The organism is Mycobacterium nebraskense (genome assembly GCF_002102255.1).
Lineage (GTDB): Bacteria > Actinomycetota > Actinomycetes > Mycobacteriales > Mycobacteriaceae > Mycobacterium > Mycobacterium nebraskense.
Map to the genome: position 1 here is coordinate 106,495 of NZ_LQPH01000107.1, position 25,853 is coordinate 132,347.

The window sequence follows — 25,853 nt, forward strand, 5'->3', positions numbered from 1 at the left end:
CTCTTCCTCGCTATTTCGAAGAGAGTTTCCGCCAGCTGACCACCGCGATCACGATGCCGATCACCACCGTGATGGGACCAATGACGGACCAGGTCGTGGTGTTGCTCATCGGGCTACCACCAAGCACTCCGAATCCCTGAAGCGCCCAGATCAAACCGAACAACGCCAGGATCAACCCGAAGGCGAGGGTAGCGACGAATGTCCTTCTCATACGGGGATGCTACGCGGCCGGAGAGGGCCGGAGAAGGTCTACGCCAATTCACTGCGAAGTGCCCACACTCATCTGCGTGCGAGCGCATGCCACGCCATGTCGACGATGGCCTCGCAATAGTCGTTGTCGACGGGAACGTCGGAGTACAGGGCACGAATGTTGAGCGGCGCCAGCACTATTTGAACCGCAGCCAGGGTGTTGACGCCCTCGCGCAATTCGCCCCGTTCCCTGGCCCGGTCCACGACCGCGCGCATGGCGGCGAAATGTGCTCGCCAGAACCTCAATCGGGTGACTTCGTCGTGCCCGCCGCGGCGGTCCATCACCAGCGCGCGCAGTAGGGTGCGGCCGACCTCGGTGTTGATCCGATTGGTCACATTGCGGGCCAAGGCCCGTAGGTCTCCGCGCAATGAGCCGGTGTCGGTTCCCGAACTCACTTTCTCGACATCAGAAAGCACCGCATCGACGATGAGTTGGCGCCGATCTCCCCAGTGCCGGTACACCATCGCCGCGTCGAGGCGGTGACGCTCGGCCAAGGCCTCGACGCTGAACCGCTCGACACCCCAACGGGACAACTCGTCGAGCACCGCCGGCATCACCCGCGCCCGGATGTCCGCGGGAACGGATTCGTGGGTCGGCTCAGACGGCTGCATCGACGTCTCCTTGCACCAGCTAGAGGTATCCGGTTTGGTTCACCAGGCGCACGGAAGACGCCCCGTCGGAATAGAATTCGGCGATGCTCAGCGACGCCAGGTCGAGGTGCAACCGGTAGAGGATGCCCGGCCCGGCCTCCAGCGCGAGCCGCAGCAGCATCTTGATCGGCGTCACGTGGGACACCACCAGCACCGTCGTGCCCTGATGCGCGGCGATGATTCGTTCGCGGGCCTTGACGACCCGGTCGAGTACGTCGTCGAAGCTTTCACCGCCCGGCGGGGTGGCGCCGGTGTCACGAAGCCAGCGGCCGTGCAGCTCCGGGTCGCGCTCGGCGGCCTCACCGAACGTCAGCCCCTCCCAGGCGCCGAAATCGGTTTCGATCAAGTCGTCGTCGACGGTCACGTCCAGGCCGAGCGCCTTGGCGGCCCTGGCCGCGGTGTCGTAGGCCCGCTGCAGCGGCGAGGCGAACACCGCCGAAATCCCGCCGCGTTGTGCCAGATAGCGCGCCGCGGCGTCGGCCTGCCGGCGACCCACTTCGGTGAGCGCCGGGTTGCCGCGGCCCGAATAGCGGCGCTGGGCCGACAGCTCGGTCTGTCCGTGTCGCAGCAACAGCAGCCTGGTCGGTGTCCCGCGCGCTCCGGTCCAGCCGGGTGCCTGCGGGGATTGCGCCGCGGCGGTTGTCGCGGGCTCCGCCGCGGGCTGCTCGGGTTCTCCCGCCGGGTCGCTGGCGGCGGCGGCGTCCATCGCCTCGTTGGCCAACCGATCGGCATACGAGTTGCGGTCCCGTGGAATCCACGTGTAGCTGATCCGCTCGAACCGCGCCGCCAGCTTTCGGGCCTGGGTGTGCAGTTCGATCAGGTCGGGGTGCTTGACCTTCCACCGCCCCGACATCTGCTCCACCAACAGTTTGGAATCCAGGAAGACCGCGGCCTCGGTGGCGCCGACCCGCAGGGCATCATCCAAACCGGCCAGCAGCCCCCGGTATTCGGCCACGTTGTTGGTGGCGTGGTCGATGGCCTGCTTAGTTTCCGCCAGCGCCGTCGAGCGGTCCGCGGTCCACACCACGGCGCCGTATCCGGCCGGGCCGGGGTTGCCGCGCGACCCGCCGTCGGCCTCGATCACGACTTTCACTGGTCGAACCCCTTGACCCGCAACAGGATCGCGCCACACTCCGGGCATCGCACCACGTCGTCTTCGGCGGCGGTGGAGATGCGGGACATTTCGCCGCGGTCGATCTCGAGGCGGCAGGCACCGCACCGGCGCCCCAGCAACGGCCCGGCGCCCGGCCCTCCCCCGGCGCGCTGCCGTTCGTAAAGCGCGGACAGGTCGGGGTCCAGTCCGGCGCTCAGCGTGTCGCGGCGCGAGGAATGCGCCTGCCGGGTTTCGCTGATTTCGGCGAGTGCGGCGTCGAGAGCCTGCCGGGCGCCGTCCAATTCGGCCTGCAACGCCTCGACCTTGCCCTGCGCCTCATCCAGCTGGGACTGCAACTCCTCGCGTCGCTCCATCACATCCAACAACGAATCTTCCAGACTGGCCTGGCGCCGCGTCAGCGTCTCCAGCTCGTGCTGCAGATCCGACAGCTGCTTCGCGTCGGCGGTACCGGACTGCAGCAACGACCTGTCACGGTCTTCGCGCTGCCGGACCGCCTCGATTTCGGACTCGAATCGTGCCACCTGAACGTCGATGTCCTCCAACGCGATTCGGATGGCGCCCACCCGGTCACCGGCGGCGTTCAGCTCCTCCTGCAGCCGCTCGTGGGTCTGTTGCTCCGCCAGATGGCTGGCCCGGTGCGTGATCCGGGACAGCTCGGCATCCAGCTTCGACAGCTCGAGCAACGAACGCTGCTGGGCGATTTCGGCCTTCATCACTGGTCACTCCCGGTCTCTTCGCCGCACTGCCCCATGTTCCAGGGGTCGGTGCGAATGGTGCATACCCGCACCGACAGGGCCCCACCAAAACGGGATCGCAGCAGGTCGGCGGCCTGGTCGCACCAGGGGAATTCACTCGCCCAGTGGGCCACGTCAATCAGTGCCACACCGGAGGCCCGGCGATGCTCGTCGGCCGGATGGTGCCGCAGGTCGGCCGTGACGTAGGCCTGCACGCCCGCGCCGGCCGCGGTCGCGAGCAGCGAGTCCCCGGCGCCGCCGCAGACGGCGACTCGGGACACCGGCATGTCGGGGTCGCCCGCCGCGCGGACGCCCCACGCCGTGCGCGGCAGGGCGCCGTCGACGCGGGACACGAAGTCGCGCAGCGGTTCGGGCCGGGCCAAGGTGCCGATGCGGCCCAGCCCGGCGTCACCGGGCGGGGGCAGCAACGCGAAGACATCGAAGGCGGGCTCCTCGTAGGGATGGGCGGCGCGCATCGCCGCCAGCACGGCGGCCCGGATCCGCGCGGGCGCCACGACCTCGAACCGGTCTTCGGCCACCCGCTCGACGGTTCCGACGCTGCCCACCGCGGGAGACGCCCCGTCGTGCGGCAGGAACTGCCCGATGCCGCTGACGCTCCAGCTGCAGTGTGAATAGTCGCCGATGTGCCCGGCACCGGCCTCGAACACGGCCGCCTGCACCGCTTCCGCGTTCTCACGCGGCACGTAGATGACCCACTTGTCGAGGTCGGGCGCGCCCGTTCGCGGCTCCAGGGGCGCTTCGACGGTGAGGCCGAGGGCCTGAGCCAGCGCGTCGGACACGCCCGGTGAGGCCGAGTCGGCGTTGGTGTGCGCGGTGAACAACGAACGCCCCGTGCGGATCAACCGGTGCACCAGCGCGCCCTTGGGGGTGCTGGCGGCCACCGTGTCGACTCCGCGCAGCAGCAACGGGTGATGGGCCAGCAGCAGGCCGCCCTGGGGAACTTCGTCGACGACCGCCGGCGTCGCGTCGACCGCAACGGTCACCGACTCGAGCGCATCGTCGGGGTCGCCGCACACCAGCCCCACCGAGTCCCACGATTCGGCCAGCCGCGGCGGGTAGGCCTCGTCCAGCACGCCGATCACGTCGGCCAGCCGCACGCTCACCGGTGCACCTCCGAAATGGCTTGGATCAGCAGCGGCCACTCCCGGCGCACCGCGGCCCGCAGGTAGCGCTCGTCCAAGCCGACGAACGTATCACAGCGACGGATGGCAATCTCCCTGTCCCACAATGTCTTTCGAATCCGGGCGGCGTCCGGGGTGCGGAACAGCACGAACGGGGCCCGGCCGTCGACCACGTCGGCGCCCACCGACGTCAAACCGGCCACCATCTCGGCGCGCAACTCGGCCAGCCGCACTGTACCGGCCGCCGCTTCGGCGACGGCCTGCCTGCTGCAACACGCCGCGATGGCCGTCAGCTGCAGCGTCCCCACCGGCCAGTGGGCACGCTGGGCGGTCAACCGGGCCAGCACCTCCGGTGCCCCCAGGGCGTAGCCCACCCGCAATCCCGCGAGCGCCCACGTCTTGGTCAGGCTGCGCAGCACCAGCACGTCGGGCAGCGAGTCACCGGCCAGCGACTCCGGTTCGCCGGGGATCGAATCGGCGAACGCCTCGTCGACCACCAGGATGCGGCCGGGCCGACGCAACGCGAGGAGCTGCTCGCGGGTGTGCACCACCGCGGTGGGGTTGGTCGGGTTGCCCACCACGACGAGGTCGGCGTCGTCGGGAATGGTCACCCCTTCCAGGCTGAAGGGCGGCTCGAGCACGACGTGGTGCACGGGCACCCCGGCGGCGGTCAGCGCGTCGGCCGGCTCGGTGAACGAGGGCGCGACGATCGCCACCCGCGCCGGACGCAGGTTGCTCAACAACGCGAACCCCTCCGCCGCGCCGGCCAGCGGCAGCACCTCGTCGGGTCGCCGGCCGTGCCTTTCGGCGACCGCGTCCTGCGCCGACTGCACGTCCTGGGCGCTCGGGTAGCGCGCCAAATCCGGCAGCCGGGCGGCCAGACGCCGCACCAGCCACTCGGTCGGTTGCGCGTGACGGACGTTGACGGCGAAATCCAGCATCCCGGGTGCGACGGCCTGATCACCGTGATAGCGCACCGCAGGCGGGCTCAGGTTCAGACTCGCCATCCGAGAAACACTAGTGGGCCGCTTGGGCGCGTGGCAGCGACACCGTCACACCCGGCCGGGACCATCGAGGACAATGGTGAGGTGACAGGCACAACGTCCACCGATCGCCCTTCGCCGCGCCTGACAACGCAGCTGGTGATCTTCGACCTCGACGGCACGCTCACCGACTCTGCGGAGGGCATTGTGGCCAGCTTCCTGCACGCGCTCGACCACGTCGGCGTCGCGGTGCCCGACGGCGATCTGGTGGCGCAGATCGTGGGCCCGCCGATGGACGACACCTTCCGCACCATGCTGGGCGAGGACGCCGAGCAGGCGATCACCGCCTTCCGCGCCGAATATGGCAGCCGGGGCTGGGCGATGAACACGCTGTTCGACGGCATCGAGCCGCTGTTGGCCGACCTGAGCGCCGCCGGCGTCCGGCTGGCCGTGGCCACCTCGAAGCTGGAGCCGACGGCGCGGCGCATCCTCGCCCATTTCGGGCTCGACCAGCATTTCGAGGTCATCGCCGGGGCGAGCCCCGACGGGTCGCGGAAAACCAAGGTCGACGTGCTGGCGCACGCATTGGAGCAGCTGCAGCCGCTGCCCGAGCGAGTGCTCATGGTCGGCGACCGCAGCCACGACGTGCACGGCGCGGCCGCGCACGGCATCGACACCGTGGTGGTCGGCTGGGGCTACGGGCGGGCCGACTTCCCCGACGGCGCGACGGCCGCCGGGACCACGGTGGTGACGCACGCCGCGACCATCGACGAACTGCGGGCGGTGCTGGGTGTCTGACCGCGAGCCGCTACACGTCACGTTCGTCTGCACGGGGAACATCTGCCGGTCGGTGATGGCCGAGAAGATGTTCGCCGATCAGTTGCGCCGCCGCGGCCTGGCTGACGCGGTGCGCGTGACCAGCGCGGGCACCGGCAACTGGCATGTCGGCGAATGCGCCGACAACCGGGCGACCGACGTGCTGCGTGCCCACGGCTACTCCACCGACCACCGCGCCGCCCAGGTCGATGCCGACCATCTGGCGGCCGACCTGGTGGTGGCGCTGGGCCGCAACCATCTTCGGATGTTGCGCGAGCTGGGCGTCGACGAGGAGCGGGTGCGGATGTTGCGGTCCTTCGATCCGCGTTCGGGCGCTCACCCCCACGACGTCGACGACCCCTACTACGGCGACGCGCAGGACTTCGAGGACGTCTTCGCCGTCATCGAGGCCTCGTTGCCCGGCCTGCACGCCTGGGTCGACGATCGACTCGACCGGAACGGATCGCCTTGATGCCCAGTTTGAAGCGGGGGCTGGCGTTCTTGCTGCGACCGGGCTGGATAGCGCTGGCGCTGGTGGTCATCGCCTTCACCTACCTGTGCTTCACGGTGCTGGCGCCCTGGCAGCTGGGCAAGCACAACCGGACCTCGCGGGAGAACCGTCAGATCGAGTATTCCCTCAACACCGACCCGGTCCCACTCAAAACGCTGCTGCCGCAGCAGGATTCGTCGGCCCCGAACGCGCAGTGGCGCCGCGTGACGGCCACCGGGCATTACCTGCCCGACGTCCAGGTGCTGGCCCGGTTGCGGGTGATCGAGGGCAAACCGGCATTCGAGGTGCTGGCACCGTTCGTCGTCGGTGATGGACCCACCGTGCTCGTCGACCGGGGTTACGTGCGGCCCGAGCAAGGATCCCATGTCCCGCCGATCCCCCGCCCTCCCCAGGACACGGTCACCATCACCGCGCGGCTGCGCGATTCCGAGCCGGTCGCCCCGGGCAAGGACCCCTTCACCCAAGACGGTGTGCAGCAGGTGTATTCGATCAGCACCGAGCAGGTCGCGGCGCTGACCAAGGTCCCGCTGGCAAGCTCCTATCTTCAGTTGACCGAGGACCAGCCCGGCGGTCTCGGCGTGGTCGGCGTGCCGCACCTGGACGCCGGGCCGTTCCTGTCCTACGGCATCCAGTGGATTACCTTCGGCATCTTTGCCCCGCTCGGATTGGGCTACTTCGCGTATTCCGAGATCCGCGCCCGCCGCCGGGAGAAGCAACAGCAATCCGCGGCGGCGGCTTCAGAGGCCCAGGAGGTCCCGAAGACCGTGGAGGCGAAACTCGCCGACCGCTACGGCCGCCGCAGGTAGCACAGCAGCCCCGCCAGCAGCGCGGCGCCCGCCTGCACCGTCCGCGACAGCGCCACCGCTCGGCGCAGGTCGGCCACCGTCGGCTCGTGGCCATCGCCCAGGGTGGGCCGGATCTGCAACTCGTGGCGGTACTGGGTGGGCCCGCCCAGCCGCACCCCCAGCGCTCCGGCGAAGGCGGCCTCGACGACACCGGCGTTGGGGCTGGGGTGACGGGCGGCATCACGTCGCCAGGCCCGCACCGCACCCGAGGGTGAGCCGCTGACGAGAGGCGCGAACATCACCACTAGCACCGCCGTCGCCCGCGCGCCGACGTAGTTGGCTGCGTCGTCCAATCTTGCTGCGGCCCAACCGAATCGGGCATAGCGTGCCGAGCGATAGCCGATCATCGAGTCCAACGTGTTGATGCCGCGGTACGCCAGCACCCCGGGCACCCCGGCCACGGCCGCGCACAGCAGCGGGGCCACCTGGGCGTCGGACGTGTTTTCAGCGACCGATTCCAGCGACGCACGCGTCAGGCCGGCGCCGTCCAGCCATGCCGGGTCGCGTCCGCACAGCGACGGCAGCAGCCTGCGCGCGGCCTCGATGTCTCCGCGTTCCAGCAGTTCCGACATCGCCAGGCCGGTGCGCGCCAACGAGGTTCCGCCCACCGATATCCAGGTGGCCGCGGCGGTGGCGGCGATCGACCAGGGCCGGCCGCCGCGGTCGGCGGCGCGTTGCAGCGCGGCGCCGAGCAAGCTCACTCCCCCGACCAGCACGCCGACGTGCACCACCCCCGCGACCCGGCTGTCGCGGTAGGTCAGGTGCTCCAACTCGCCGGCGGCCCGGCCGAACGCCGCGACCGGATGCCCTCGTGCGGGGTCGCCCAGCGCGACGTCGGCCAGGTAGCCGGCCAGCACGCCGGCAAACCGGGTCCGCGTCGCCAACACCCTGGCAGCGTCTCACACGCGGCCGACCCGGCTAAGCGGCCGACAGGATGGCCGCCCATGCATGCCCGTTTTCGGGCGGATACAACGTCTCGGCCGCGATACGTGGTTCACTCGAAGACATGGCGTCGTCCGCGATGAAGCGGCCCGCGACCCGGGTCGCCGACCTGTTGAACCCGGCGGCGATGCTGCTGCCCGCCGCGAACGTCATCATGCAGTTGTCCTTGCCCGGCGTCGGGTATGGCGTGCTGGAAAGCCCGGTGGACAGCGGCAACGTCTACAAGCATCCGTTCAAGCGGGCGCGCACCACCGGCACCTACCTCGCGGTCGCCACCATCGGAACCGAGTCCGACCGCGCGTTGATCCGCGGCGCCGTGGACATCGCGCACCGGCAGGTCCGTTCCACGTCGTCAAGCCCGGTGTCCTACAACGCCTTTGACCCAAAGCTGCAGCTGTGGGTGGCCTCGTGCCTGTATCGCTATTTCGTCGACCAGCACGAGTTCCTCTATGGCCCCCTCGATCTGGATGGCCCGGCCGCCGCCGACGCCGTGTATCTCGACGCCAAGCGGCTTGCCACCACGCTGCAGGTGCCCGAGGACATGTGGCCCGCGGACCGGGCGGCGTTCGACGAGTACTGGAAGCGCTCGCTGGACGAGCTGCGCATCGATCCTCCGGTGCGAGATCACCTGCGGGGCGTGGCGTCGCTGGCATTCCTGCCGTGGCCGTTGCGTGTTCTGGCCGGACCATTCAACCTGTTTGCGACGACGGGGTTCTTGGCGCCGGAGTTCCGGGCGATGATGCGGCTGGACTGGTCGCAGCGTCAGCAGCGCCGGTTCGAGCGGATGCTGGCGGCGCTGCGGCTGGCCGACCTCTTCCTACCGCACGGGATCTGGATCCTCGGCTACCAGATGTACCTGTGGGACATGCGATTTCGCGCGCGACGGGGTTGGCGGATCGTCTAGGACTACCGCACCGTCGCGAAGAACGCGCGGACGTCGTCGACGAACAGGTCCGGTTGCTCGAACGCGGCGAAGTGTCCGCCGCGTTCCATGGCTGTCCAGTGGGTGATGTTGTAAACCGGCTCGCACCACGACCGCGGGGCACCCAGGACCTCGCCGGGGAAAGCCGCGACGCCCGTGGGTAATTCGACGCGGTCCATCTGCCCCCAGACCCTGAAGCTCTCCCAGTACAGGCGGGCTGAGGACGCGCCGGTGTCGGTCACCCAATAGACCATGACGTTGTCGAGCAGCTCGTCCCGGGTGAACACGTTTTCCGGATGGCCGTCGCAATCGGCCCACGCCCAAAACTTCTCGACGATCCACGCCAATTGCCCCACCGGCGAATCGGCCAGCCCGTAGCCCAGCGTCTGCGGCCGGGTGGACTGCTGCTTGGAATAGCCGGTGCCCCACTTCCGGTGATCGGCCAGCGCGGCCAGCGCCCGCTGCTCGGATTCCGTCGGATTCTTCAGGGACTCCGGCGTGGGCCGCCCGATCGGCATGTTGAGGTGGATGGCCGCGCAGTGCCCCCCGTTTCGGCCGATCTGCGTGGTCACGGCGGCGCCCCAGTCGCCGCCCTGGGCGCCGTAGCGGTCGTAGCCCAGGCGCAGCATCAGCGCCTCCCAGGCCTCGGCGATCCTCTCCACGCCCCAGCCCGTACGCGTGGGTTTACCGGAGAACCCATACCCCGGCAGCGACGGGCAGATCACGTGGAAGGCGTCCTCAGCGCGCCCGGACGCCGGGTTGGTCAGCGGCTCGATCACCTTGTGGAACTCCACAATCGAGCCGGGCCAGCCGTGGGTGATCAGCACCGGGAACGCGTCGTCATGCGGCGACCGCTGGTGGATGAAATGAATGTCCAGCCCGTCGATCTCGGTGATGAACTGGTCGAAGCGGTTGAGCGCGTCCTCGCGCAACCGCCAGTCGTATTCCTCGGCCCAATAGCCGGCCAGGTCGCGGGTGTAGGCCAGCGGCATGCCCTGGCTCCAGTCGTCCACGCATTCGGCTTCCGGCCAGCGCGTGCGCGCCAGACGGGATCGCAGATCTTCGAGGACGTCCTCGGGAACGTCGATGCGAAACGGTTCCACGGATTCACCATTCACCCCCCTGAGGTTGCCACACCGCGGGCGAGCCACAAATAGCCGCGAAAGCGGGCCAGCGGTGAGCCATGTGTCATCATTCGGGGCGTGTCCCTTCGTGCCCGCGCCGCGGCCGGCTGGCACATTCTGGGACCGGGGTTCGTCACCGGCTCGTCTGACGATGACCCGTCGGGCATCCAGACCTACAGCCAAACTGGTGCCCAGTTTGGCTATGCCCAGCTGTGGGTGGCCGCCTGGACCTACCCGTTCATGGGTGCGATCCAAGAGATTTGCGGACGGATCGGCATGGTCACTGGCCGCGGCCTGGCGGCGGTGCTGCGCGAGCACTATTCGCGCCGGGTGCTCTACGTGGCCGTGTCGCTGCTTTTGATCGCCAACACCGTCAATGTCGGGGCCGACCTCGGCGCGATGGCGGCAACGGGTCAGTTGCTCATTCACGCGCCGTTGTTGGCATGGTTGGCGGTGACCGTCGGGATTTCGCTTGCGCTGCAGATTTCGGTGCCCTACCCGGCTTACGCGCGGTTCCTCAAGTACGCGTGCCTGACCCTGTTGGCCTACGTCGTGGCAGCGTTTGTCGTCCACCATCCCTGGTGGCCCACGGTGGCGGTCAGCGCGTTCACCCCGCATGTCGAATGGTCGCGCGACTACGCGCTGAACATCGTGGCGGTGCTCGGGACCACGATCACGCCCTACTGCTTCTTCTGGGAGGCTGACCAGGAGGCCGAGGAGGATTTCGCCCGCGGCCGGATGCAGTTCTACGGCAAGGGCGTGCCGGTCGTTCACGGAACCGACATCCGCGACATGCGCGCCGACACCGCCATCGGGATGGGCTTCTCCAATATCGTGCAGTTCTTCATCATCTTGACGTGCGCATCCGTACTGCACCCCGCGGGCGTGCTATCGGTGGACACCCCCGAGCAGGCGGCACTGGCTCTGCGGCCGCTGGCCGGCGACTTGACCTATCTACTGTTCGCGATCGGGATCATCGGCGTCGGCTTTCTGGCCGTGCCCACGCTGAGCGGCTCGGCCTCCTACGCGCTATCGGAGGCTCTGGGCTGGAAAGCCGGCCTGGGCTACACATTCCGCGAGGCGCGAGCCTTCTACATGGTGATCGCCCTGGCCACTCTCGTGGGAGTGGGACTGAACTTCATCGGAATCCCCCCGTTTCGGATGCTCTACTACGCCGCCGCGGTCAATGGCGTGCTTGCCCCGCCCTTGATGGCGATGATCACGCTGGTCGGCAACAACCGGGCGATCATGGGCCGGCACACCAACAATTGGTTCGCCAACATCATGGGATGGGCGATCGTCGCGATCATGGGCGTGTGCGCCCTGGCTTTGATCGGGTCGCTGATCATCGGCCCGTGAGCGGATGGAAGCCGACGAGTGCGATGGTGGGCGCGGACGGTATCGAACCGCCGACCGCTGGTGTGTAAAACCAGAGCTCTACCACTGAGCTACGCGCCCCGTGCCCCGGGCAGGCTACACGCACAACGCCCAAGTACCCAAAACTTTCAGTCCCGCAAAGCCGCCAGCGCGTCGGTCCACAGCCGCTGGTTGCGAGATTCGCCGGGTTGTTTCATCTCCGCGAACCGGATGACGCCCGAGCGGTCGATGACGAACGTGCCGCGGTTGGGATAGCCGGCCTCGTCGTTGAACACGCCGTAGGCCTGGCTGACCTCGCCGTGCGGCCAGAAATCCGACAACACCGGGAAGGTGAACCCGCTCTCCAGCGACCAGATCCGGTGCGTGGGCGGTGGCCCCACCGAGATGGCCAGCGTCGCGCTGTCGTCGTTTTCGTAATCGGGCAGGTGATCGCGCAACTGGTCCAGCTCGCCCTGGCAGATGCCGGTGAAGGCCAGCGGGAAGAACACCAACAGGACGTTCTTCGCGCCGCGGTAGGCGCTCAGGGTGACACGCTGTTGATTCTGGTCGCGCAGTGTGAAGTCCGGGGCGGTGGCGCCAACGGGCAGCATCAACGCTTCCCGGTTCGCGACTTCGGCTGCACCAGTCGGCTGGCGCTCCAGTCACCCAGGTTGACCGACGAGGTCGGCATCAGGCCGGCGGTGGGCGCCGCCTCGGCGATCTCGGCCGGCAGCACGTGGCCGGGCTTGCCGGTCTTGGGCGTCAGCACCCAGATCACGCCGTCTTCGGCCAGCGGGCCGATCGCGTCCATCAGGGTGTCCACCAGATCGCCGTCCCCGTCGCGCCACCACAGCAGCACGACGTCGACCACCTCGTCGGTGTCCTCATCGAGCAACTCACCGCCGCACACATCCTCGACGTCAGCGCGGATTTCGTCGTCGGTGTCCTCGTCCCAGCCCCATTCCTGGACAACTTGGCCTCGTTGGATGCCCAATTTGCGAGCGTAGCTCGGGGCGTGATCCGCCGCGACCACCGTGGAGCCTCCTTGCATCTCTCCGCAAGCTATCTTCGCGCTGTGCGATGGGGATTATCGTCGCACAGCCGCAACCGGATCGTCACTGCGCCTCACGAGGCGCCTCAGAAGGATGACAGGCAGAGTTTCAGCGCCTTCGTCTTGGCGTCGTTGAGCCGGTCCACCCGCCGATTGAATTCCCCCGTCGCCGCGTGGGTGCCGATAGCGTTGGCCACCCCGCGGGCCGCATCGATGTACGTGTTGAACGCGTCCTTCAGCTGCTGGGACAGCGCATCGCTGAAGCTGTTGCCCACCGTGTCGGCGCTGTTGTTGAGCGCGTCGATGGCCGGGCCCTCCGTGGGGCCGGTACCCCGGCCCGCGTTGAACGCGCCGACGAAGATGTTCACCTTGTCGATCGCGTCCTTGCTCGAGGTGGCCAGCGTGTCGCACGAGGTGCGCACCGCGCGGGTGGTCAGCGATTGCTGCCGCTGGGACTCGCGGACCCGCGACGTCGCCGACGATGCCGAAACCGATGCGGACACCGACTGCCGATAGGCGGGGGCCACCTGGGTGTCGGGTGTGGCCGTGCCGTTGGTGACGGTGGTACACCCCACGATCCCCATCAGCGTCGCCGCGATACATCCGAGCGCCAGAGCGCCTCGCCTGGGGAAGCTCCCCGCAAGGACGGCACGCCATCCGATGAGCACGGCTCCTGACGTTACCGGGTGGCTTTCCCGATCGTCCCGCTACGCACGAGTTCGTGTCCGCCAGGTGAACCCGCGCCGGCTACCCGACGTCGGCTAGCCCCGCGAAACGCCGGTGCGGCACGATAGAGGGAGACGGTGCACAGCACCCCGAGGGCACAAGCCCCGCCAACTACAGGAGCAGTGCGTTGACAACCGAGTTCGCACGCCACGATCTGGCCAAAACCCCTAGCAGCGCAACCGAACCCGACCGCGTTCGGGTGATCCGCGAGGGCGTCGCGTCGTACCTGCCCGACATCGACCCCGAAGAAACCTCGGAGTGGCTGGAGTCGTTCGACGAACTGCTGGAGCGCTCCGGGCCGGCGCGGGCGCGGTATCTGATGCTGCGACTGCTGGAACGGGCCGGCGAGCAGCGCGTCGCCATTCCGTCGCTCACGTCAACCGATTACGTCAACACGATCCCGACCGAACTGGAGCCGTGGTTCCCCGGCGACGAGGACGTCGAACGGCGCTTCCGGGCGTGGATCCGATGGAACGCCGCGATCATGGTGCACCGCGCCCAGCGCCCCGGAGTCGGCGTGGGCGGCCACATTTCGACCTACGCCTCGTCGGCGGCGCTGTATGAAGTCGGCTTCAACCACTTCTTCCGCGGCAAATCGCACCCCGGCGGCGGCGACCAGATTTTCATCCAGGGCCACGCGTCCCCGGGGATTTATGCGCGCGCCTTCCTCGAAGGCCGGCTCAGCCAGGACCGGCTCGACGGCTTCCGCCAGGAACACAGCCACCCCGGCGGCGGGTTGCCCTCCTACCCGCACCCACGGCTGATGCCCGACTTCTGGGAGTTCCCCACGGTGTCGATGGGCCTGGGCCCGCTCAACGCCATCTACCAGGCGCGGTTCAACCACTACCTGCACGACCGCGGTATCAAGGACACCTCCGATCAGCACGTGTGGTGCTTTTTGGGCGACGGCGAGATGGATGAGCCGGAGAGCCGCGGGCTGGCGCACGTCGGGGCGCTCGAGGGGCTGGACAACCTGACCTTCGTGGTCAACTGCAACCTGCAGCGCCTCGACGGCCCGGTGCGCGGCAACGGCAAGATCATCCAGGAGCTGGAGTCGTTCTTCCGCGGAGCCGGCTGGAACGTCATCAAGGTGGTCTGGGGCCGCGAGTGGGACACGCTGCTGCACGCCGACCGCGACGGCGCGCTGGTCAACCTGATGAACGTCACCCCCGACGGCGACTACCAGACCTACAAGTCCAGAGACGGCGGTTACGTACGCGAGCATTTCTTCGGCCGCGACCCGCGCACCAAGGCGCTGGTTGAGCACATGACCGATTCCGAGATCTGGAACCTCAAGCGTGGGGGCCATGACTACCGCAAGGTGTACGCCGCCTACCGCGCCGCCGTCGACCACAAGGGACAGCCGACGGTGATCCTGGCCAAGACCATCAAGGGCTACTCGCTGGGCGCACACTTCCAGGGCCGCAACGCCACCCATCAGATGAAAAAGCTTGCACTGGAAGACCTTAAGTGGTTCCGAGACTCCATGCGGATTCCGATCAGCGACGCGCAGCTGGACGAGGATCCCTACCTCCCGCCCTACTACCACCCCGGCCCCGACGCCCCGGAGATCCGGTACCTGCTCGACCGGCGCCGCACCCTTGGGGGCTTCCTGCCCGAGCGCCGCACCAAGGCCAAGGCGCTCAAGCTCCCCGGCCGCGACATCTACGCCGCGCTGAAGAAGGGATCGGGCACCCAGGAGGTCGCCACCACCATGGCGACCGTGCGTACCTTCAAGGAAGTGTTGCGCGACAAGGAGATCGGTCCTCGCATCGTGCCGATCATTCCCGACGAGGCGCGCACGTTCGGCATGGACTCGTGGTTCCCGTCGCTGAAGATCTACAACCGCCTGGGCCAGCTGTACACCGCCGTCGACGCCGACCTGATGCTGGCCTACAAGGAAAGCGAAAGCGGACACATCCTGCACGAGGGCATCAACGAGGCGGGCTCGGTAGGCTCGTTCATCGCGGCCGGCACGTCGTATGCGACGCACAACGAGCCGATGATCCCGATCTACATCTTCTATTCGATGTTCGGCTTCCAGCGCACCGGTGACGGCCTGTGGGCTGCCGCCGACCAGATGGCCCGCGGCTTCCTGCTCGGGGCCACCGCGGGGCGCACCACGCTGACCGGCGAGGGTCTGCAGCACGCCGACGGCCACTCGCTGCTGCTGGCCAGCACCAATCCGGCGGTGGTCGCCTACGACCCGGCGTTCGCGTACGAGATCGCCTACATCGTGGAAAGCGGGCTGGCGCGGATGTTCGGGGACGACCCCGAGAACGTGTACTTCTACATCACCATCTACAACGAGCCGTACGTGCAGCCCCCGGAGCCCGAGAACTTCGATCCCGAGGGCGTGCTGCGTGGCCTCTACCGCTACCGCGCCGCCACCGAACAGCGCGCGAGCAAGGCGCAGATCCTGGCCTCCGGGGTGGCGATGCCCTCGGCGCTGCAGGCGGCCGAGATGCTGGCCGCCGAGTGGGACGTCGCCGCCGACGTGTGGTCGGTGACCAGCTGGGGCGAGCTGAACCGCGACGGCGTATCCGTCGAAAAGGCGAAGCTGCGCCACCCCGACCGGCCGGCCGGCACCGCCTACGTGACCCAGGCCCTGGCGAACGCCAGCGGCCCGGTTATCGCCGTATCCGACTGGATGCGGGCCGTCCCCGAGCAGATCCGGCCTTGGGTGCCCGGCACCTTCGTCACCCTGGGCACCGACGGCTTCGGCTTTTCGGACACCCGGCCCGCCGCGCGGCGCTACTTCAACACCGACGCCGAGTCGCAGGTGGTCGCGGTGCTGGAAGCGTTGGCGCGCGACGGTGAGATCGACCCCTCGGTGCCGGTCGCGGCGGCCCGCCAGTACAAGATCGACGACGTGCAGGCCGCGCCCGAGCAGACGTCCGACCCCGGGGTGGCCTAAAGCCACCCCGCCCGCTCGCCGAGCGTGAAGCTAACTTCACGTTGGGCGCCGAGCGTGCAGCTAGCTTCACGCTCGCGTGTCGAGGTGCCTCCCAGAACGCGAAACCACCCACACCTTTGGCAGATACTTCCAAAATGTGGCGTAGGTTTTAGGGGTGAGTGACAACCCGTTCGCCGGCCCATTCGCCAAGCAGCCCCGGTCTCCGCTCCAACTGCTGGACACCGTGCCGGATTCCGTGCTGCGCCGGCTGAAGCAGTACTCCGGCCGGCTGGCCACCGAAGCGGTCTCGGTCATGCAGGACCGGTTGCCGTTCTTCGCCGACCTGGAAGCGTCGCAGCGCGCCAGCGTGGCGTTGGTGGTGCAGACGGCCATCAACAACTTCGTCGAGTGGATGCAGGACCCACACAGCAACGTCAGCTACACGGCGCAGGCCTTCGAGCTGGTGCCCCAGGACCTGGCCCGACGGATCGCGTTGCGGCACAGCGTGGACATGGTGCGCGTCACCATGGAGTTCTTCGAGGAAGTGCTGCCGCTGGTGGCCCGCTCCGAGGAGCAGTTGACCGCCCTGACCGTGGGTGTCTTGAAGTACAGCCGCGACCTGGCGTTCACCTCCGCCTCGGCCTACGCGAACGCGGCCGAGGCGCGCGGCACCTGGGACAGCCGGATGGAGGCCAGCGTCGTCGACGCGGTGGTCCGCGGCGACACCGGCCCCGAGCTGTTGTCCCGGGCCGCGGCGCTGAACTGGGACACCACCGCACCGGCGACCGTCGTGGTCGGAGTCCCCGCGCCCGGCCCCGACGGGTCGAGCGGGCCGGGCGACGACCAACGGGCCAGTCAGCGCGTGCGCGACATCGCCGCCCGCCACGGCCGCGCGGCCCTCACCGACGTGCACGGCACCTGGCTGGTCGCTATCGTTTCCGGCCAACTGTCGCCTACCGACAAATTCCTCGGCGACTTGCTGCACGCATTCTCCGACGACCCGGTGGTCATCGGGCCCACGGCGCCCATGCTGACCGCGGCCTACCACAGCGCCAGCGAGGCGATTTCCGGGATGAACGCCGTCGGTGGCTGGCGTGGGGCTCCGCGGCCCGTGCAGGCCCGAGAACTGCTGCCCGAACGCGCCCTGATGGGAGACGCCTCGGCGATCGTGGCGTTGCACACCGACGTCATGGGGCCGTTGGCCGACGCGGGGCCAACGCTCATCGAGACTCTCGACGCTTACCTGGATTGTGGCGGCGCCATTGAGGCATGTGCCAGAAAGTTGTTCGTTCATCCAAACACGGTGCGCTACCGGCTCAAGCGGATCACCGACTTCACCGGACGCGATCCCACCCAGCCCCGCGACGCATATGTGCTGCGAGTGGCCGCGACCGTCGGCCAGCTCAACTACCCCACCGCTCCCGCTGGGGTCGCCGCCAACGCGATGCCACCGGTCAGGGCGGCTATCGCGGGTCAATCCGAGCGATAGTGATCCAGGCAACAGATCGCGGCACGGTATCGAACATGTAGCTTACGGAGCTATTTTGTGGAGACTGCACAAAAACCTAAGACGAGGTTCATATTCTGTTACACCCGCCAAAACCGTTTCCACAGTGTTCTCTTAAACACGTGATTGCATTGCTTGCGCCCGGACAGGGTTCGCAGACCGAGGGGATGCTCTCGCCGTGGCTCGACCTGCCGGGTGCCGCGGACCAGCTCGACCTGTGGTCGAAGGCCAGCGGCCTCGACCTCGTCCGGCTGGGCACCACCGCGTCGACCGAAGAGATCACCGATACCGCGGTCACTCAGCCCCTGGTCGTCGCGGCCACCCTGCTGGCCCACCAGGAGCTCACCAAGCGCGGCCTGCTCTCCGACGCGGAACTGATCGTCGCGGGCCACTCCGTCGGCGAGATCGCGGCCTACGCGATCGCCGGTGTGATGGCCGCCGATGACGCCGTCGCGCTGGCCGCCACCCGCGGCGCCGAAATGGCCAAGGCGTGCGCCATCGAGCCGACCGGCATGTCCGCGGTGCTCGGCGGTGACGAGGCCGAGGTGCTGACCCGTCTCGAGCAGCTCGACCTGTTCCCCGCCAACCGCAACGCCGCCGGCCAGATCGTCGCCGCCGGTCCGCTGACGGCGCTGGAGAAGCTGGCCGAGGACCCGCCGGCCAAGGCGCGCGTCCGCGCCCTCGGCGTGGCCGGGGCGTTCCACACCAAGTACATGGCTCCGGCCCTCGACCGCTACGCCGCCGCGGCGGCCGCCGTCGCGACCGCCGAGCCCACCGCCACGCTGCTGTCGAACCGCGACGGACAGCCCGTCGCCTCCGCGGCGGCGGCGATGGACGCGCTGGTCGCCCAGCTGACCCAGCCGGTGCGCTGGGACCTGTGCACGGCGACCATGCGTGACCGGGAAATCACGGCGGCGGTGGAGTTCCCCCCTGCGGGCACTCTCACCGGCATCGCCAAACGCGAACTTCGGGGGGTTACGACCCGCGCCGTCAAGGCACCCGCAGATCTGGACGCACTGGCCGAACTCTGAAAACGCATCCAGTACAACCACATAACGCTCTATAAGAACACTCTGTTCGATTCACACAACACATCACGAAGGGAAGCCACTGTGGCCGTCACTCAAGAAGAAATCATTGCCGGTATCGCGGAGATCATCGAAGAGGTCACCGGTATCGAGCCGTCCGAGGTCACCCCGGAGAAGTCGTTCGTCGACGACCTGGACATCGACTCGCTGTCGATGGTTGAGATCGCCGTGCAGACCGAGGACAAGTACGGCGTGAAGATCCCCGACGAGGACCTCGCCGGTCTGCGCACCGTCGGTGACGTCGTCTCCTACATCCAGAAGCTCGAGGAAGAAGACCCCGAGGCCGCCGCAGCGCTGCGCGCCAAGCTGGAGTCGGAGAACCCTGACGCCGTGGCCAACGTCAAGGCGAGGCTGGAAGCGGACAAGTGAGCAAGCCTTCCACTGCCAATGGTGGTTACCCCAGTGTTGTGGTAACCGCCGTCACGGCGACGACATCGATCGCGCCGGACATCGAGAGCACGTGGAAGGGTTTGTTGGCCGGCGAAAGCGGCATCCGCGTACTCGAAGACGAGTTCGTCACGAAGTGGGACCTGCCCGTCAAGATCGGTGGTCACCTCAAGGAGTCCATCGACGAGCACATGAGCAGGCTCGACTTGCGGCGTATGTCATACGTCCAACGGTTGGCCAAGTTGCTGAGCACTCAGCTGTGGGAGTCCGCCGGCAACCCGGAGGTCGACCCCGACCGGTTCTCGGTCGTGGTCGGCACCGGGCTCGGTGGCGCCGAAAGGATCGTGGAGACCTACGACCTGATGAACGAGGGCGGTCCCCGCAAGGTGTCGCCTCTCGCCGTTCAGATGATCATGCCCAACGGCGCCGCGGCGGTGGTGGGCCTGCAGCTCGGCGCGCGCGCCGGGGTGATCACCCCGGTTTCGGCGTGTTCGTCGGGCTCGGAAGCGATCGCCCACGCCTGGCGGCAGATCGTCATGGGTGACGCCGACTTCGCCGTCTGCGGCGGTGTCGAGGGACTCATTGAGGCGCTGCCCATCGCGGCGTTCTCCATGATGCGGGCCATGTCCACTCGCAACGATGAGCCCGAGCGCGCGTCGAGGCCGTTCGACAAGGACCGCGACGGCTTCGTGTTCGGCGAGGCCGGGGCCATGATGATCATCGAGACCGAGGAGCACGCCAAGGCCCGCGGTGCCAAGCCGCTGGCCCGGTTGATGGGTGCTGGCATCACCTCGGACGCGTTCCACATGGTCGCGCCGGCGGCGGACGGCGTACGCGCCGGCCGCGCAATGCAACGGTCGCTCGAGTTGGCGGGCCTGTCCCCCAAGGACATCGACCACGTCAACGCCCACGGGACGGCGACACCGATCGGCGACACGGCCGAGGCCAACGCCATCCGGGTCGCCGGCTGCGAGCACGCGGCGGTGTACGCACCGAAGTCGGCGCTGGGCCACTCCATCGGCGCGGTCGGCGCGCTGGAATCCGTTCTCACGGTATTGAGCCTTCGGGACGGCGTGATACCGCCAACACTTAATTACGAAACCCCAGATCCCGAGATCGACCTTGATGTTGTCGCGGGCGAACCTCGCTACGGCGATTTCCGTTACGCCATCAACAACTCGTTCGGATTCGGTGGCCACAACGTGGCGCTCGCCTTCGGGCGGTACTGAGCACGGCGTCCGACGACGATGCGGGCCGCAAGCGGCCCGAGGAGGAGCCGGACAAGTACGAAAGGAACGTTCGCAAGACCCATGACAGAGCTGGTTACCGGGAAAACGCTCCCGAACGTGGTCGTCACTGGCATTGCCATGACGACCGCCCTGGCGACTGATGCAGACACCACCTGGAAGTTGTTGCTGGACAGCCAAAGTGGTATCCGCAGGCTCGAAGATCCGTTCGTCGAGGAGTTCGACCTGCCGGTGAAGATCGGCGGGCACCTGTTGGAGGAATTCGACAGCCAGATGACCCGTGTCGAGCTGCGGCGGACGGGTTACCTGCAGCGGATGTCCACCATCTTGGGCCGGCGGGTCTGGGAGAACGCCGGCTCACCCGAGGTCGACTCCGACCGCTTGCTGGTGTCCATCGGCACCGGCCTGGGCTCGTCGGAGGAGATGGTCTTCAGCTACGACGACATGCGCACCCGCGGCATGAAGGCGGTCTCTCCGCTCGGGGTCCAGAAGTACATGCCCAACGGCGCCGCCGCGGCGGTGGGCCTGGAACGGCACGCCAGGGCCGGCGTGATCACGCCCGTGTCGGCGTGCGCGTCCGGTTCCGAGGGTATCGCCCAGGCCTGGCGCAACATCGTCTTCGGTGAGGCCGACATCGCCATCTGCGGTGGAGTCGAGACCAAGATCGAAGCGGTGCCGATCGCGGCGTTCGCCCAGATGCGCATCGTGATGTCGACCAAGAACGACGACCCGGCGGGCGCGTGCCGCCCGTTCGACCGGGACCGCACCGGCTTCGTGTTCGGCGAGGCGGGGGCGCTCATGGTGATCGAGACCGAGGAGCACGCCAAGGCCCGCGGGGCCAACATCCTGGCCCGGATCATGGGGGCCAGCATCACCTCGGACGGGTACCACATGGTGGCGCCGGACCCCAACGGTCTGCGGGCGGGGCATGCGATGAGCCGGGCGATTCAGCTGGCCGGCCTGACTCCTGGCGATATCGACCACGTGAACGCCCACGCCACCGGTACTTCGGTGGGTGACGTCGCCGAGGGCAAGGCGATCAACAACGCATTGGGTAGCAACAAGCCGGCGGTTTACGCGCCCAAGGCCGCGCTGGGTCACTCGGTCGGCGCGGTGGGAGCGGTCGAGTCCATCCTGACGGTGCTCGCCCTGCGGGATCAGGTCGTGCCGCCGACGCTGAACCTCGAAAACCTAGACCCGGAGATCGATCTGGACGTGGTGGCGGGCAAGCCGCGGCCGGGCAACTACCAGTACGCGATCAACAACTCGTTCGGATTCGGCGGCCACAACGTCGCGATCGCCTTCGGGCGGTACTGACCCCCGCTCTCTCACCAGAGAGCACACCCGGAAACAGGAGACCTGCGATGACAATCATGGCCCCCGCGTCGGTCGGCGAGTCGCTCGACCCAAGGGACCCGTTGCTGCGTCTGAGCAACTTCTTCGACGAGGGCAGCGTCGAGCTGCTGCACGAGCGTGACCGCTCGGGTGTGCTTTCTGCGTCGGGCACCGTGAATGGTATGCGCACCATCGCCTTCTGCACCGACGGAACCGTGATGGGCGGCGCCATGGGTGTCGAGGGCTGTGCGCACATCGTCAACGCCTACGACACCGCCATCGAGGAGCAGAGCCCGATCGTGGGGATCTGGCACTCCGGCGGCGCGCGTCTGGCCGAAGGCGTGAAGGCGTTGCACGCGGTCGGGACGGTGTTCGAGGCGATGATTCGCGCGTCCGGATACGTCCCGCAGATCTCGGTGGTCGTCGGTTTCGCCGCCGGCGGCGCCGCCTACGGCCCAGCGCTGACCGACGTCATCGTGATGGCGCCGGAGAGCCGGGTGTTCGTCACCGGGCCCGACGTCGTGCGCAGCGTCACCGGCGAGGACGTGGACATGGCGTCCCTCGGCGGCCCGGAGACCCACCACAAGAAGTCCGGCGTGTGCCACATCGTCGCCGACGACGAGCTCGACGCCTACGAGCGTGGCCGCCGCCTGGTCGGGTTGTTCTGCCAGCAGGGGCATTTCGACCGCAACAAAGCCGAGGCCGGTGACACCGACATCCACGCGCTGCTGCCGGAATCGGCGCGGCGGGCCTACGACGTGCGCCCGATCGTCACCGCGATCCTGGACGACGAGACCCCGTTCGACGAGTTCCAGGCCAACTGGGCGCCGTCGATGGTGATCGGCCTGGGCCGCCTGTCCGGTCGCACGATCGGCGTCCTGGCGAACAACCCGTTGCGCCTGGGTGGCTGCCTCAACTCCGAAAGCGCCGAGAAGGCAGCACGTTTCGTGCGCCTCTGCGACGCGTTCGGCATCCCGCTGGTGGTGGTCGTCGACGTGCCCGGCTACCTGCCCGGCGTCGACCAGGAGTGGGGCGGCGTGGTGCGCCGCGGCGCGAAGCTGCTGCACGCGTTCGGCGAGTGCACGGTTCCGCGCGTCACGCTGGTCACCCGGAAGACCTACGGCGGGGCCTACATTGCGATGAACTCCCGGTCGCTCAACGCGACCAAGGTGTACGCCTGGCCGGACGCCGAGGTGGCGGTGATGGGCGCGAAGGCCGCCGTCGGCATTCTGCACAAGAAGAAGCTGGCCGCCGCGGCCGATCACGAGCGCGATGCGCTGCACGACGAGCTGGCCGCCGAGCACGAGAAGATCGCCGGTGGAGTGGACAGCGCCATCGAGATCGGCGTGGTCGACGAGAAGATCGACCCGTCGCATACCCGTAGCAAGCTCACCGAGGCGCTGGCCCAGGCGCCGGCTCGCCGCGGTCGCCACAAGAACATCCCGCTGTAATTTCTAGCGCGAGCAGACACAAAATCGCACGCGCGGTACCCGCGCCGCGCGATTTTGTGTCTGCTCAGTGGGTTAATCCCCAGGGTGACTGGTCGATTTGAATCCGATCCCCTCATGATTTCGCGGTGCACACCGATGCGCTAAAGCTTTTGCACGAAGCCGGCGGGTTCGCGACAACCACACAACTGCTGACTGTCATGACTCGTCAGCAGCTCGACGTTCAAGTCCGAAGCGGTGGGCTTGTCCGCGTGTGGCATGGAGTTTACGGCGCCGCACAGCCAAATCTCCTGGGGCGCTTGGCCGCACTGGATGTCTTCATGGATCAGCATGCGGTGGCCTGCCTGGGTACCGCCGCGGCTTTGTATGGGTTCGACACGGAGAGCACCACCGCTATTCACGTGCTCGATCCTGGTGTACGCATGCGTCCTACGGTCGGTTTGATGGTTCACCAACGCACCGGTGCCCGGCTCCAACGAATCACGGGTCGTCTCGCGACGGCACCGGAATGGACCGCGGTGGAGGTCGCAAGGCAACTGCGCCGGCCGCGAGCACTGGCGACGCTTGACGCGGCATTGCGCTCGATGCGGTGCACTCGTAATGAGATTGGTAGGGCCATCGCGGAGCAGCGAGGGCGTCGAGGCATTGTTGGGGTGCGCGCACTGCTGCCCTTCGCGGATGGCCGTGCGGAATCAGCCATGGAAAGCGAGGCTCGGCTCGTCATGATCGACCGAGGACTACCGATTCCCGAGCTCCAGCATCCGATCGTCGGACGCGATGGTGAGCTGTGGCGGGTCGACTTCGCATGGCCGGAAATGCGTTTGGCAGCAGAATACGAGAGCATCGAGTGGCATGTGGGCCGCGAAGAAATGCTCCGCGACAAAACGCGGTGGGCCAAGATCCAGGAGCTCGGGTGGACGATCGTCCCTATCGTCGTCGATGACGTTCGACGAGAACCCGACCGCCTCGCCGACCGTATCGCGACGCACCTGAACCGCCCGCGGTTGGCCGGCTAACGCTGCCGAGCAGACACACAATCGCACCACAGGCGCTTCGGCAGTGCGATTTTCTGTCTGCTCGCGGCAATCAGCGGCCGAGAGTTGCCGAAAGCGCCCGGCGCAGTGCGGCTTCCGGGTCATCAGGAAGGACGTCGGCGCGCCACCCGACGAAATCGTCCGGCCGGACCAACAGCGCGCCTTCGGGAGCGAGTCCGGTGACTGCCGCCCACTCGTCGCTATGGATGCGGTGCGCGGCCACCGACGCCGAACGCGCGGCGGCACACCATCGCTCGTCCCCGGTGAGCACGGTGAATCCCGGGCCCAGCAGGTCGAGCGTCGACACACCGTCGCGCACCCACACGTGCGGAACGCGGGTGCCGGGTTGACCACGTAACTCCCCCACGAGCTGCACCGCGCCCGGATCCGTCGCGGGCTCGTCGGTCACCACGGCCGCCGAGCGGTAGCGATATCCGATGAGCAGTTCGAACATCGAGCACTCTTCGTCGGCCGGCAATTGCGGGCGGTCCTCGCTCAACGGAAGCACGGCAAGCGTCGGGCCGGTCAGCGACTGCCGGGCCGCGAACCGCCCCACCGGGTGTCGTTCGGCGTGGTAGGTATCCAGCAGCGCCGGTTCGGCGGTCCCGTCCAAAACGGCGGCCAGCTTCCAGGCCAGATTGTGCGCACTCTGGATTGCGGTGTTGGCTCCCCCCGCCTTGAATGGCGGCATGGTGTGCGCCGAATCGCCGACGAGAAAGGCTCGCCCACAACGGAATCGATTGGCCACTTGCTCGTAGGGCTGCCAGGCCGCAACCTCGATGATGTCGATGTCGATCCGCTCGCCGATCGCGCTGGTGAGCACCTCGCGGCACCGTTGCGGTGTGAACTGGTCCGCCGACTCGCCCTTGCCGGGGAAATACATGGTGATGAACATCCCCAGTTCGCCTTCGACCACCAGAAAGATGCCATCCACGTCAGCGTTCTTGACTTGCACGGCATCGCCGTCGGCCAGGTGCGAGACGAACTTCGCCCAGGGCGCCCGGAAGTAGATGAAGACGACGAAGATCGGTAGCGCGCCATAACCAGAGGTGGTGATGTCCAACCAGTTTCGGATCGGGCTGTGCACGCCGTCGGCGCCGACCAGGTAGTCGGCACGGACGGTCTCGGATTTCCCGGTGTCCCGGTCGCGCACCACCGCGGTGACGCCCGCCCCGTCCTGCTCGAGCGACGAAAGTTCCGTCCCGTAACGCACCTCGCTGCCCCGTCGGCGCGTTTCGGCGAGCAGGATGGGCTCGAGCCTGCTCTGCGGGCAGTATTGTGCTGCGGGCTCGGGGCTGAGTTGGTCAAGGCCCGCGAAGATTGCGTTGACGTCGATGGCCAGTTGTTCCTCGGCGCAGTTGAGCGCCGGCTTGAGCAGCATGGCCGAAACATGGTCGGCGACCGCATGTACTTCATCGCTGAGACCAAGCCCGCGCAGGATCTCCAAGCTGCGGAAGCTCAGATTGCGCGCTTTCGGATAGATGAAGACCTCGCGCCGCTTCTCCACCAGCAGCGAATGCACCCCGTGCTTGGCGAGCAGCGCGGAGGTGGCGAGGCCGCCGGCGCCGGCGCCGACGATGAGTACGGGAACGCGTGTGGCCGTCATAGACTAAATGATAGTTACTGTCATTAGCGATTTACAGTCACAGTCATAGAGAAGGCGCTGCGGTGGAAGATGAGGTCGTGACTCTCCCTGCGGTGGCGATGAACATCGCGTACGACGAGGCGCAGGCCGGCCTGGCGCC

Annotated in this window: 25 protein-coding genes and 1 tRNA gene; 13 read left to right on the forward strand and 13 right to left on the reverse strand. The window is 67.8% G+C overall.

All coding sequences use genetic code 11. The annotated features are described in order from the left end of the window. Positions 1 to 10 precede the first annotated feature (10 nt). The 6 genes from AWC17_RS12000 to cobC form a co-directional block, all read right to left on the reverse strand. A complete protein-coding gene (locus AWC17_RS12000; RefSeq protein ID WP_046183388.1) occupies positions 11 to 211 on the reverse strand; it encodes a hypothetical protein in 201 nt (66 codons plus the stop codon). Positions 212 to 279: 68 nt separating this feature from the next. Beyond that, positions 280 to 861 (reverse strand): TetR-like C-terminal domain-containing protein, encoded by a 582-nt coding sequence (locus AWC17_RS12005; protein WP_046183387.1) that lies wholly within the window; start codon positions 859 to 861, stop codon positions 280 to 282. 19 nt (positions 862 to 880) lie between these two features. Next, positions 881 to 1,993: a bifunctional RNase H/acid phosphatase gene (locus tag AWC17_RS12010; protein WP_047323085.1), complete on the reverse strand. Its 1,113-nt coding sequence runs from the start codon at positions 1,991 to 1,993 to the stop codon at positions 881 to 883. Next, positions 1,990 to 2,727 carry a zinc ribbon domain-containing protein gene (locus AWC17_RS12015; RefSeq protein WP_046186222.1) on the reverse strand — a complete coding sequence of 246 codons (738 nt, stop codon included), beginning with the start codon at positions 2,725 to 2,727 and terminating at the stop codon, positions 1,990 to 1,992. Before AWC17_RS12015 ends, AWC17_RS12010 begins: the two co-directional genes overlap by 4 nt. Continuing rightward, a complete protein-coding gene (locus AWC17_RS12020; RefSeq protein WP_046186221.1) occupies positions 2,727 to 3,872 on the reverse strand; it encodes a Nif3-like dinuclear metal center hexameric protein in 1,146 nt (381 codons plus the stop codon). Before AWC17_RS12020 ends, AWC17_RS12015 begins: the two co-directional genes overlap by 1 nt. Beyond that, positions 3,869 to 4,897: an Rv2231c family histidinol phosphate aminotransferase CobC gene (cobC, locus tag AWC17_RS12025; RefSeq protein ID WP_046186220.1), complete on the reverse strand. Its 1,029-nt coding sequence runs from the start codon at positions 4,895 to 4,897 to the stop codon at positions 3,869 to 3,871. The genes AWC17_RS12020 and cobC overlap by 4 nt, the downstream gene beginning before the upstream one ends. A gap of 81 nt (positions 4,898 to 4,978) precedes the next feature. Between cobC and AWC17_RS12030 the strand changes: the two genes are divergently transcribed. Genes AWC17_RS12030 through AWC17_RS12040 form a run of 3 tightly spaced genes read left to right on the forward strand, consistent with a single transcriptional unit; the run spans position 4,979 to position 7,006 of the window. Then, positions 4,979 to 5,671 carry an HAD family hydrolase gene (locus AWC17_RS12030; protein ID WP_197083492.1) on the forward strand — a complete coding sequence of 231 codons (693 nt, stop codon included), beginning with the start codon at positions 4,979 to 4,981 and terminating at the stop codon, positions 5,669 to 5,671. Next, the gene (locus AWC17_RS12035; protein WP_046186219.1) at positions 5,664 to 6,161 is read left to right on the forward strand and encodes a low molecular weight protein-tyrosine-phosphatase; all 498 of its coding nucleotides are present in this window, start codon (positions 5,664 to 5,666) and stop codon (positions 6,159 to 6,161) included. Before AWC17_RS12030 ends, AWC17_RS12035 begins: the two co-directional genes overlap by 8 nt. After that, entirely contained in the window at positions 6,161 to 7,006 is an 846-nt protein-coding gene (locus tag AWC17_RS12040; RefSeq protein WP_046186218.1) for an SURF1 family cytochrome oxidase biogenesis protein, read from the forward strand. Before AWC17_RS12035 ends, AWC17_RS12040 begins: the two co-directional genes overlap by 1 nt. Here the strand turns inward: AWC17_RS12040 and AWC17_RS12045 are convergent. Beyond that, a complete protein-coding gene (locus AWC17_RS12045) occupies positions 6,988 to 7,932 on the reverse strand; it encodes a cobalamin biosynthesis protein (RefSeq protein WP_047323084.1) in 945 nt (314 codons plus the stop codon). The two genes, AWC17_RS12040 and AWC17_RS12045, sit on opposite strands and share 19 nt — an antisense overlap. Before the next feature lie 134 nt (positions 7,933 to 8,066). Here AWC17_RS12045 and AWC17_RS12050 point away from each other — a divergent pair, with 134 nt between their 5' ends. After that, complete coding sequence (locus AWC17_RS12050; protein ID WP_046185583.1) at positions 8,067 to 8,891, forward strand: oxygenase MpaB family protein; 825 nt, start codon at positions 8,067 to 8,069, stop codon at positions 8,889 to 8,891. A 2-nt stretch (positions 8,892 to 8,893) separates the two neighbouring features. On the opposite strand, the gene AWC17_RS12055 is transcribed toward AWC17_RS12050, so the two are convergent. Beyond that, positions 8,894 to 10,012 (reverse strand): epoxide hydrolase family protein, encoded by a 1,119-nt coding sequence (locus tag AWC17_RS12055; RefSeq protein ID WP_046185582.1) that lies wholly within the window; start codon positions 10,010 to 10,012, stop codon positions 8,894 to 8,896. 99 nt (positions 10,013 to 10,111) lie between these two features. On the opposite strand from AWC17_RS12055, the gene AWC17_RS12060 reads away from it, so the two are divergent. After that, a complete protein-coding gene (locus tag AWC17_RS12060) occupies positions 10,112 to 11,392 on the forward strand; it encodes an NRAMP family divalent metal transporter (protein WP_052742810.1) in 1,281 nt (426 codons plus the stop codon). Between the two features lie 24 nt (positions 11,393 to 11,416). On the opposite strand, the gene AWC17_RS12065 is transcribed toward AWC17_RS12060, so the two are convergent. The 4 genes from AWC17_RS12065 to AWC17_RS12080 all read right to left on the reverse strand — a co-directional run bounded on the left by AWC17_RS12065 (position 11,417) and on the right by AWC17_RS12080 (position 13,108). Next, positions 11,417 to 11,491: transfer RNA gene (locus tag AWC17_RS12065), tRNA-Val, on the reverse strand. Positions 11,492 to 11,538: 47 nt separating this feature from the next. Next, a complete protein-coding gene (locus tag AWC17_RS12070; RefSeq protein ID WP_046185578.1) occupies positions 11,539 to 12,000 on the reverse strand; it encodes a peroxiredoxin in 462 nt (153 codons plus the stop codon). Next, the gene (locus tag AWC17_RS12075) at positions 12,000 to 12,422 is read right to left on the reverse strand and encodes a DUF3052 domain-containing protein (RefSeq protein WP_046185581.1); all 423 of its coding nucleotides are present in this window, start codon (positions 12,420 to 12,422) and stop codon (positions 12,000 to 12,002) included. Before AWC17_RS12075 ends, AWC17_RS12070 begins: the two co-directional genes overlap by 1 nt. A 104-nt stretch (positions 12,423 to 12,526) precedes the next feature. Next, complete coding sequence (locus tag AWC17_RS12080) at positions 12,527 to 13,108, reverse strand: hypothetical protein (protein WP_046185577.1); 582 nt, start codon at positions 13,106 to 13,108, stop codon at positions 12,527 to 12,529. A 185-nt stretch (positions 13,109 to 13,293) separates the two neighbouring features. Here AWC17_RS12080 and aceE point away from each other — a divergent pair, with 185 nt between their 5' ends. The 8 genes from aceE to AWC17_RS12125 all read left to right on the forward strand — a co-directional run bounded on the left by aceE (position 13,294) and on the right by AWC17_RS12125 (position 24,090). Further along, positions 13,294 to 16,083, forward strand: a complete 2,790-nt coding sequence (gene aceE, locus AWC17_RS12085) for a pyruvate dehydrogenase (acetyl-transferring), homodimeric type (RefSeq protein ID WP_046185576.1) — start codon at positions 13,294 to 13,296, stop codon at positions 16,081 to 16,083. A gap of 154 nt (positions 16,084 to 16,237) precedes the next feature. Further along, positions 16,238 to 17,551, forward strand: coding sequence for a PucR family transcriptional regulator (locus tag AWC17_RS12090; RefSeq protein ID WP_085164680.1), 1,314 nt, complete (start codon positions 16,238 to 16,240; stop codon positions 17,549 to 17,551). A gap of 140 nt (positions 17,552 to 17,691) precedes the next feature. Continuing rightward, on the forward strand, positions 17,692 to 18,600 hold the full coding sequence (locus tag AWC17_RS12095) for an ACP S-malonyltransferase (protein WP_047323081.1): 909 nt from the start codon (positions 17,692 to 17,694) through the stop codon (positions 18,598 to 18,600). Between the two features lie 81 nt (positions 18,601 to 18,681). Next, positions 18,682 to 19,026, forward strand: a complete 345-nt coding sequence (gene acpM / locus AWC17_RS12100; protein ID WP_046184098.1) for a meromycolate extension acyl carrier protein AcpM — start codon at positions 18,682 to 18,684, stop codon at positions 19,024 to 19,026. Continuing rightward, positions 19,023 to 20,273: a 3-oxoacyl-ACP synthase KasA gene (gene kasA, locus AWC17_RS12105; protein ID WP_046184099.1), complete on the forward strand. Its 1,251-nt coding sequence runs from the start codon at positions 19,023 to 19,025 to the stop codon at positions 20,271 to 20,273. The genes acpM and kasA overlap by 4 nt, the downstream gene beginning before the upstream one ends. A gap of 81 nt (positions 20,274 to 20,354) precedes the next feature. After that, positions 20,355 to 21,608, forward strand: coding sequence for a 3-oxoacyl-ACP synthase KasB (gene kasB / locus AWC17_RS12115; protein ID WP_046184100.1), 1,254 nt, complete (start codon positions 20,355 to 20,357; stop codon positions 21,606 to 21,608). Between the two features lie 47 nt (positions 21,609 to 21,655). Continuing rightward, positions 21,656 to 23,077 carry an acyl-CoA carboxylase subunit beta gene (locus tag AWC17_RS12120; RefSeq protein ID WP_046184101.1) on the forward strand — a complete coding sequence of 474 codons (1,422 nt, stop codon included), beginning with the start codon at positions 21,656 to 21,658 and terminating at the stop codon, positions 23,075 to 23,077. Between the two features lie 125 nt (positions 23,078 to 23,202). Beyond that, positions 23,203 to 24,090: a hypothetical protein gene (locus AWC17_RS12125; RefSeq protein WP_046184102.1), complete on the forward strand. Its 888-nt coding sequence runs from the start codon at positions 23,203 to 23,205 to the stop codon at positions 24,088 to 24,090. 70 nt (positions 24,091 to 24,160) lie between these two features. On the opposite strand, the gene AWC17_RS12130 is transcribed toward AWC17_RS12125, so the two are convergent. Beyond that, a complete protein-coding gene (locus tag AWC17_RS12130; RefSeq protein ID WP_046184103.1) occupies positions 24,161 to 25,714 on the reverse strand; it encodes an FAD-dependent monooxygenase in 1,554 nt (517 codons plus the stop codon). Positions 25,715 to 25,853: the final 139 nt, after the last annotated feature.

What these genes read in the sequence shown, in the direction of transcription:
- AWC17_RS12000 (WP_046183388.1), bottom strand. Translation starts at nt 211, where the DNA reads ATGAGAAGGACATTCGTCGCTACCCTCGCCTTCGGGTTGATCCTGGCG.
- AWC17_RS12005 (WP_046183387.1), bottom strand. Translation starts at nt 861, where the DNA reads ATGCAGCCGTCTGAGCCGACCCACGAATCCGTTCCCGCGGACATCCGG.
- AWC17_RS12015 (WP_046186222.1), bottom strand. Translation starts at nt 2,727, where the DNA reads ATGAAGGCCGAAATCGCCCAGCAGCGTTCGTTGCTCGAGCTGTCGAAG.
- cobC (WP_046186220.1), bottom strand. Translation starts at nt 4,897, where the DNA reads ATGGCGAGTCTGAACCTGAGCCCGCCTGCGGTGCGCTATCACGGTGAT.
- AWC17_RS12040 (WP_046186218.1), top strand. Translation starts at nt 6,161, where the DNA reads ATGCCCAGTTTGAAGCGGGGGCTGGCGTTCTTGCTGCGACCGGGCTGG.
- AWC17_RS12050 (WP_046185583.1), top strand. Translation starts at nt 8,067, where the DNA reads ATGAAGCGGCCCGCGACCCGGGTCGCCGACCTGTTGAACCCGGCGGCG.
- AWC17_RS12070 (WP_046185578.1), bottom strand. Translation starts at nt 12,000, where the DNA reads ATGCTGCCCGTTGGCGCCACCGCCCCGGACTTCACACTGCGCGACCAG.
- kasB (WP_046184100.1), top strand. Translation starts at nt 20,355, where the DNA reads ATGACAGAGCTGGTTACCGGGAAAACGCTCCCGAACGTGGTCGTCACT.
- AWC17_RS12120 (WP_046184101.1), top strand. Translation starts at nt 21,656, where the DNA reads ATGACAATCATGGCCCCCGCGTCGGTCGGCGAGTCGCTCGACCCAAGG.
- AWC17_RS12130 (WP_046184103.1), bottom strand. Translation starts at nt 25,714, where the DNA reads ATGACGGCCACACGCGTTCCCGTACTCATCGTCGGCGCCGGCGCCGGC.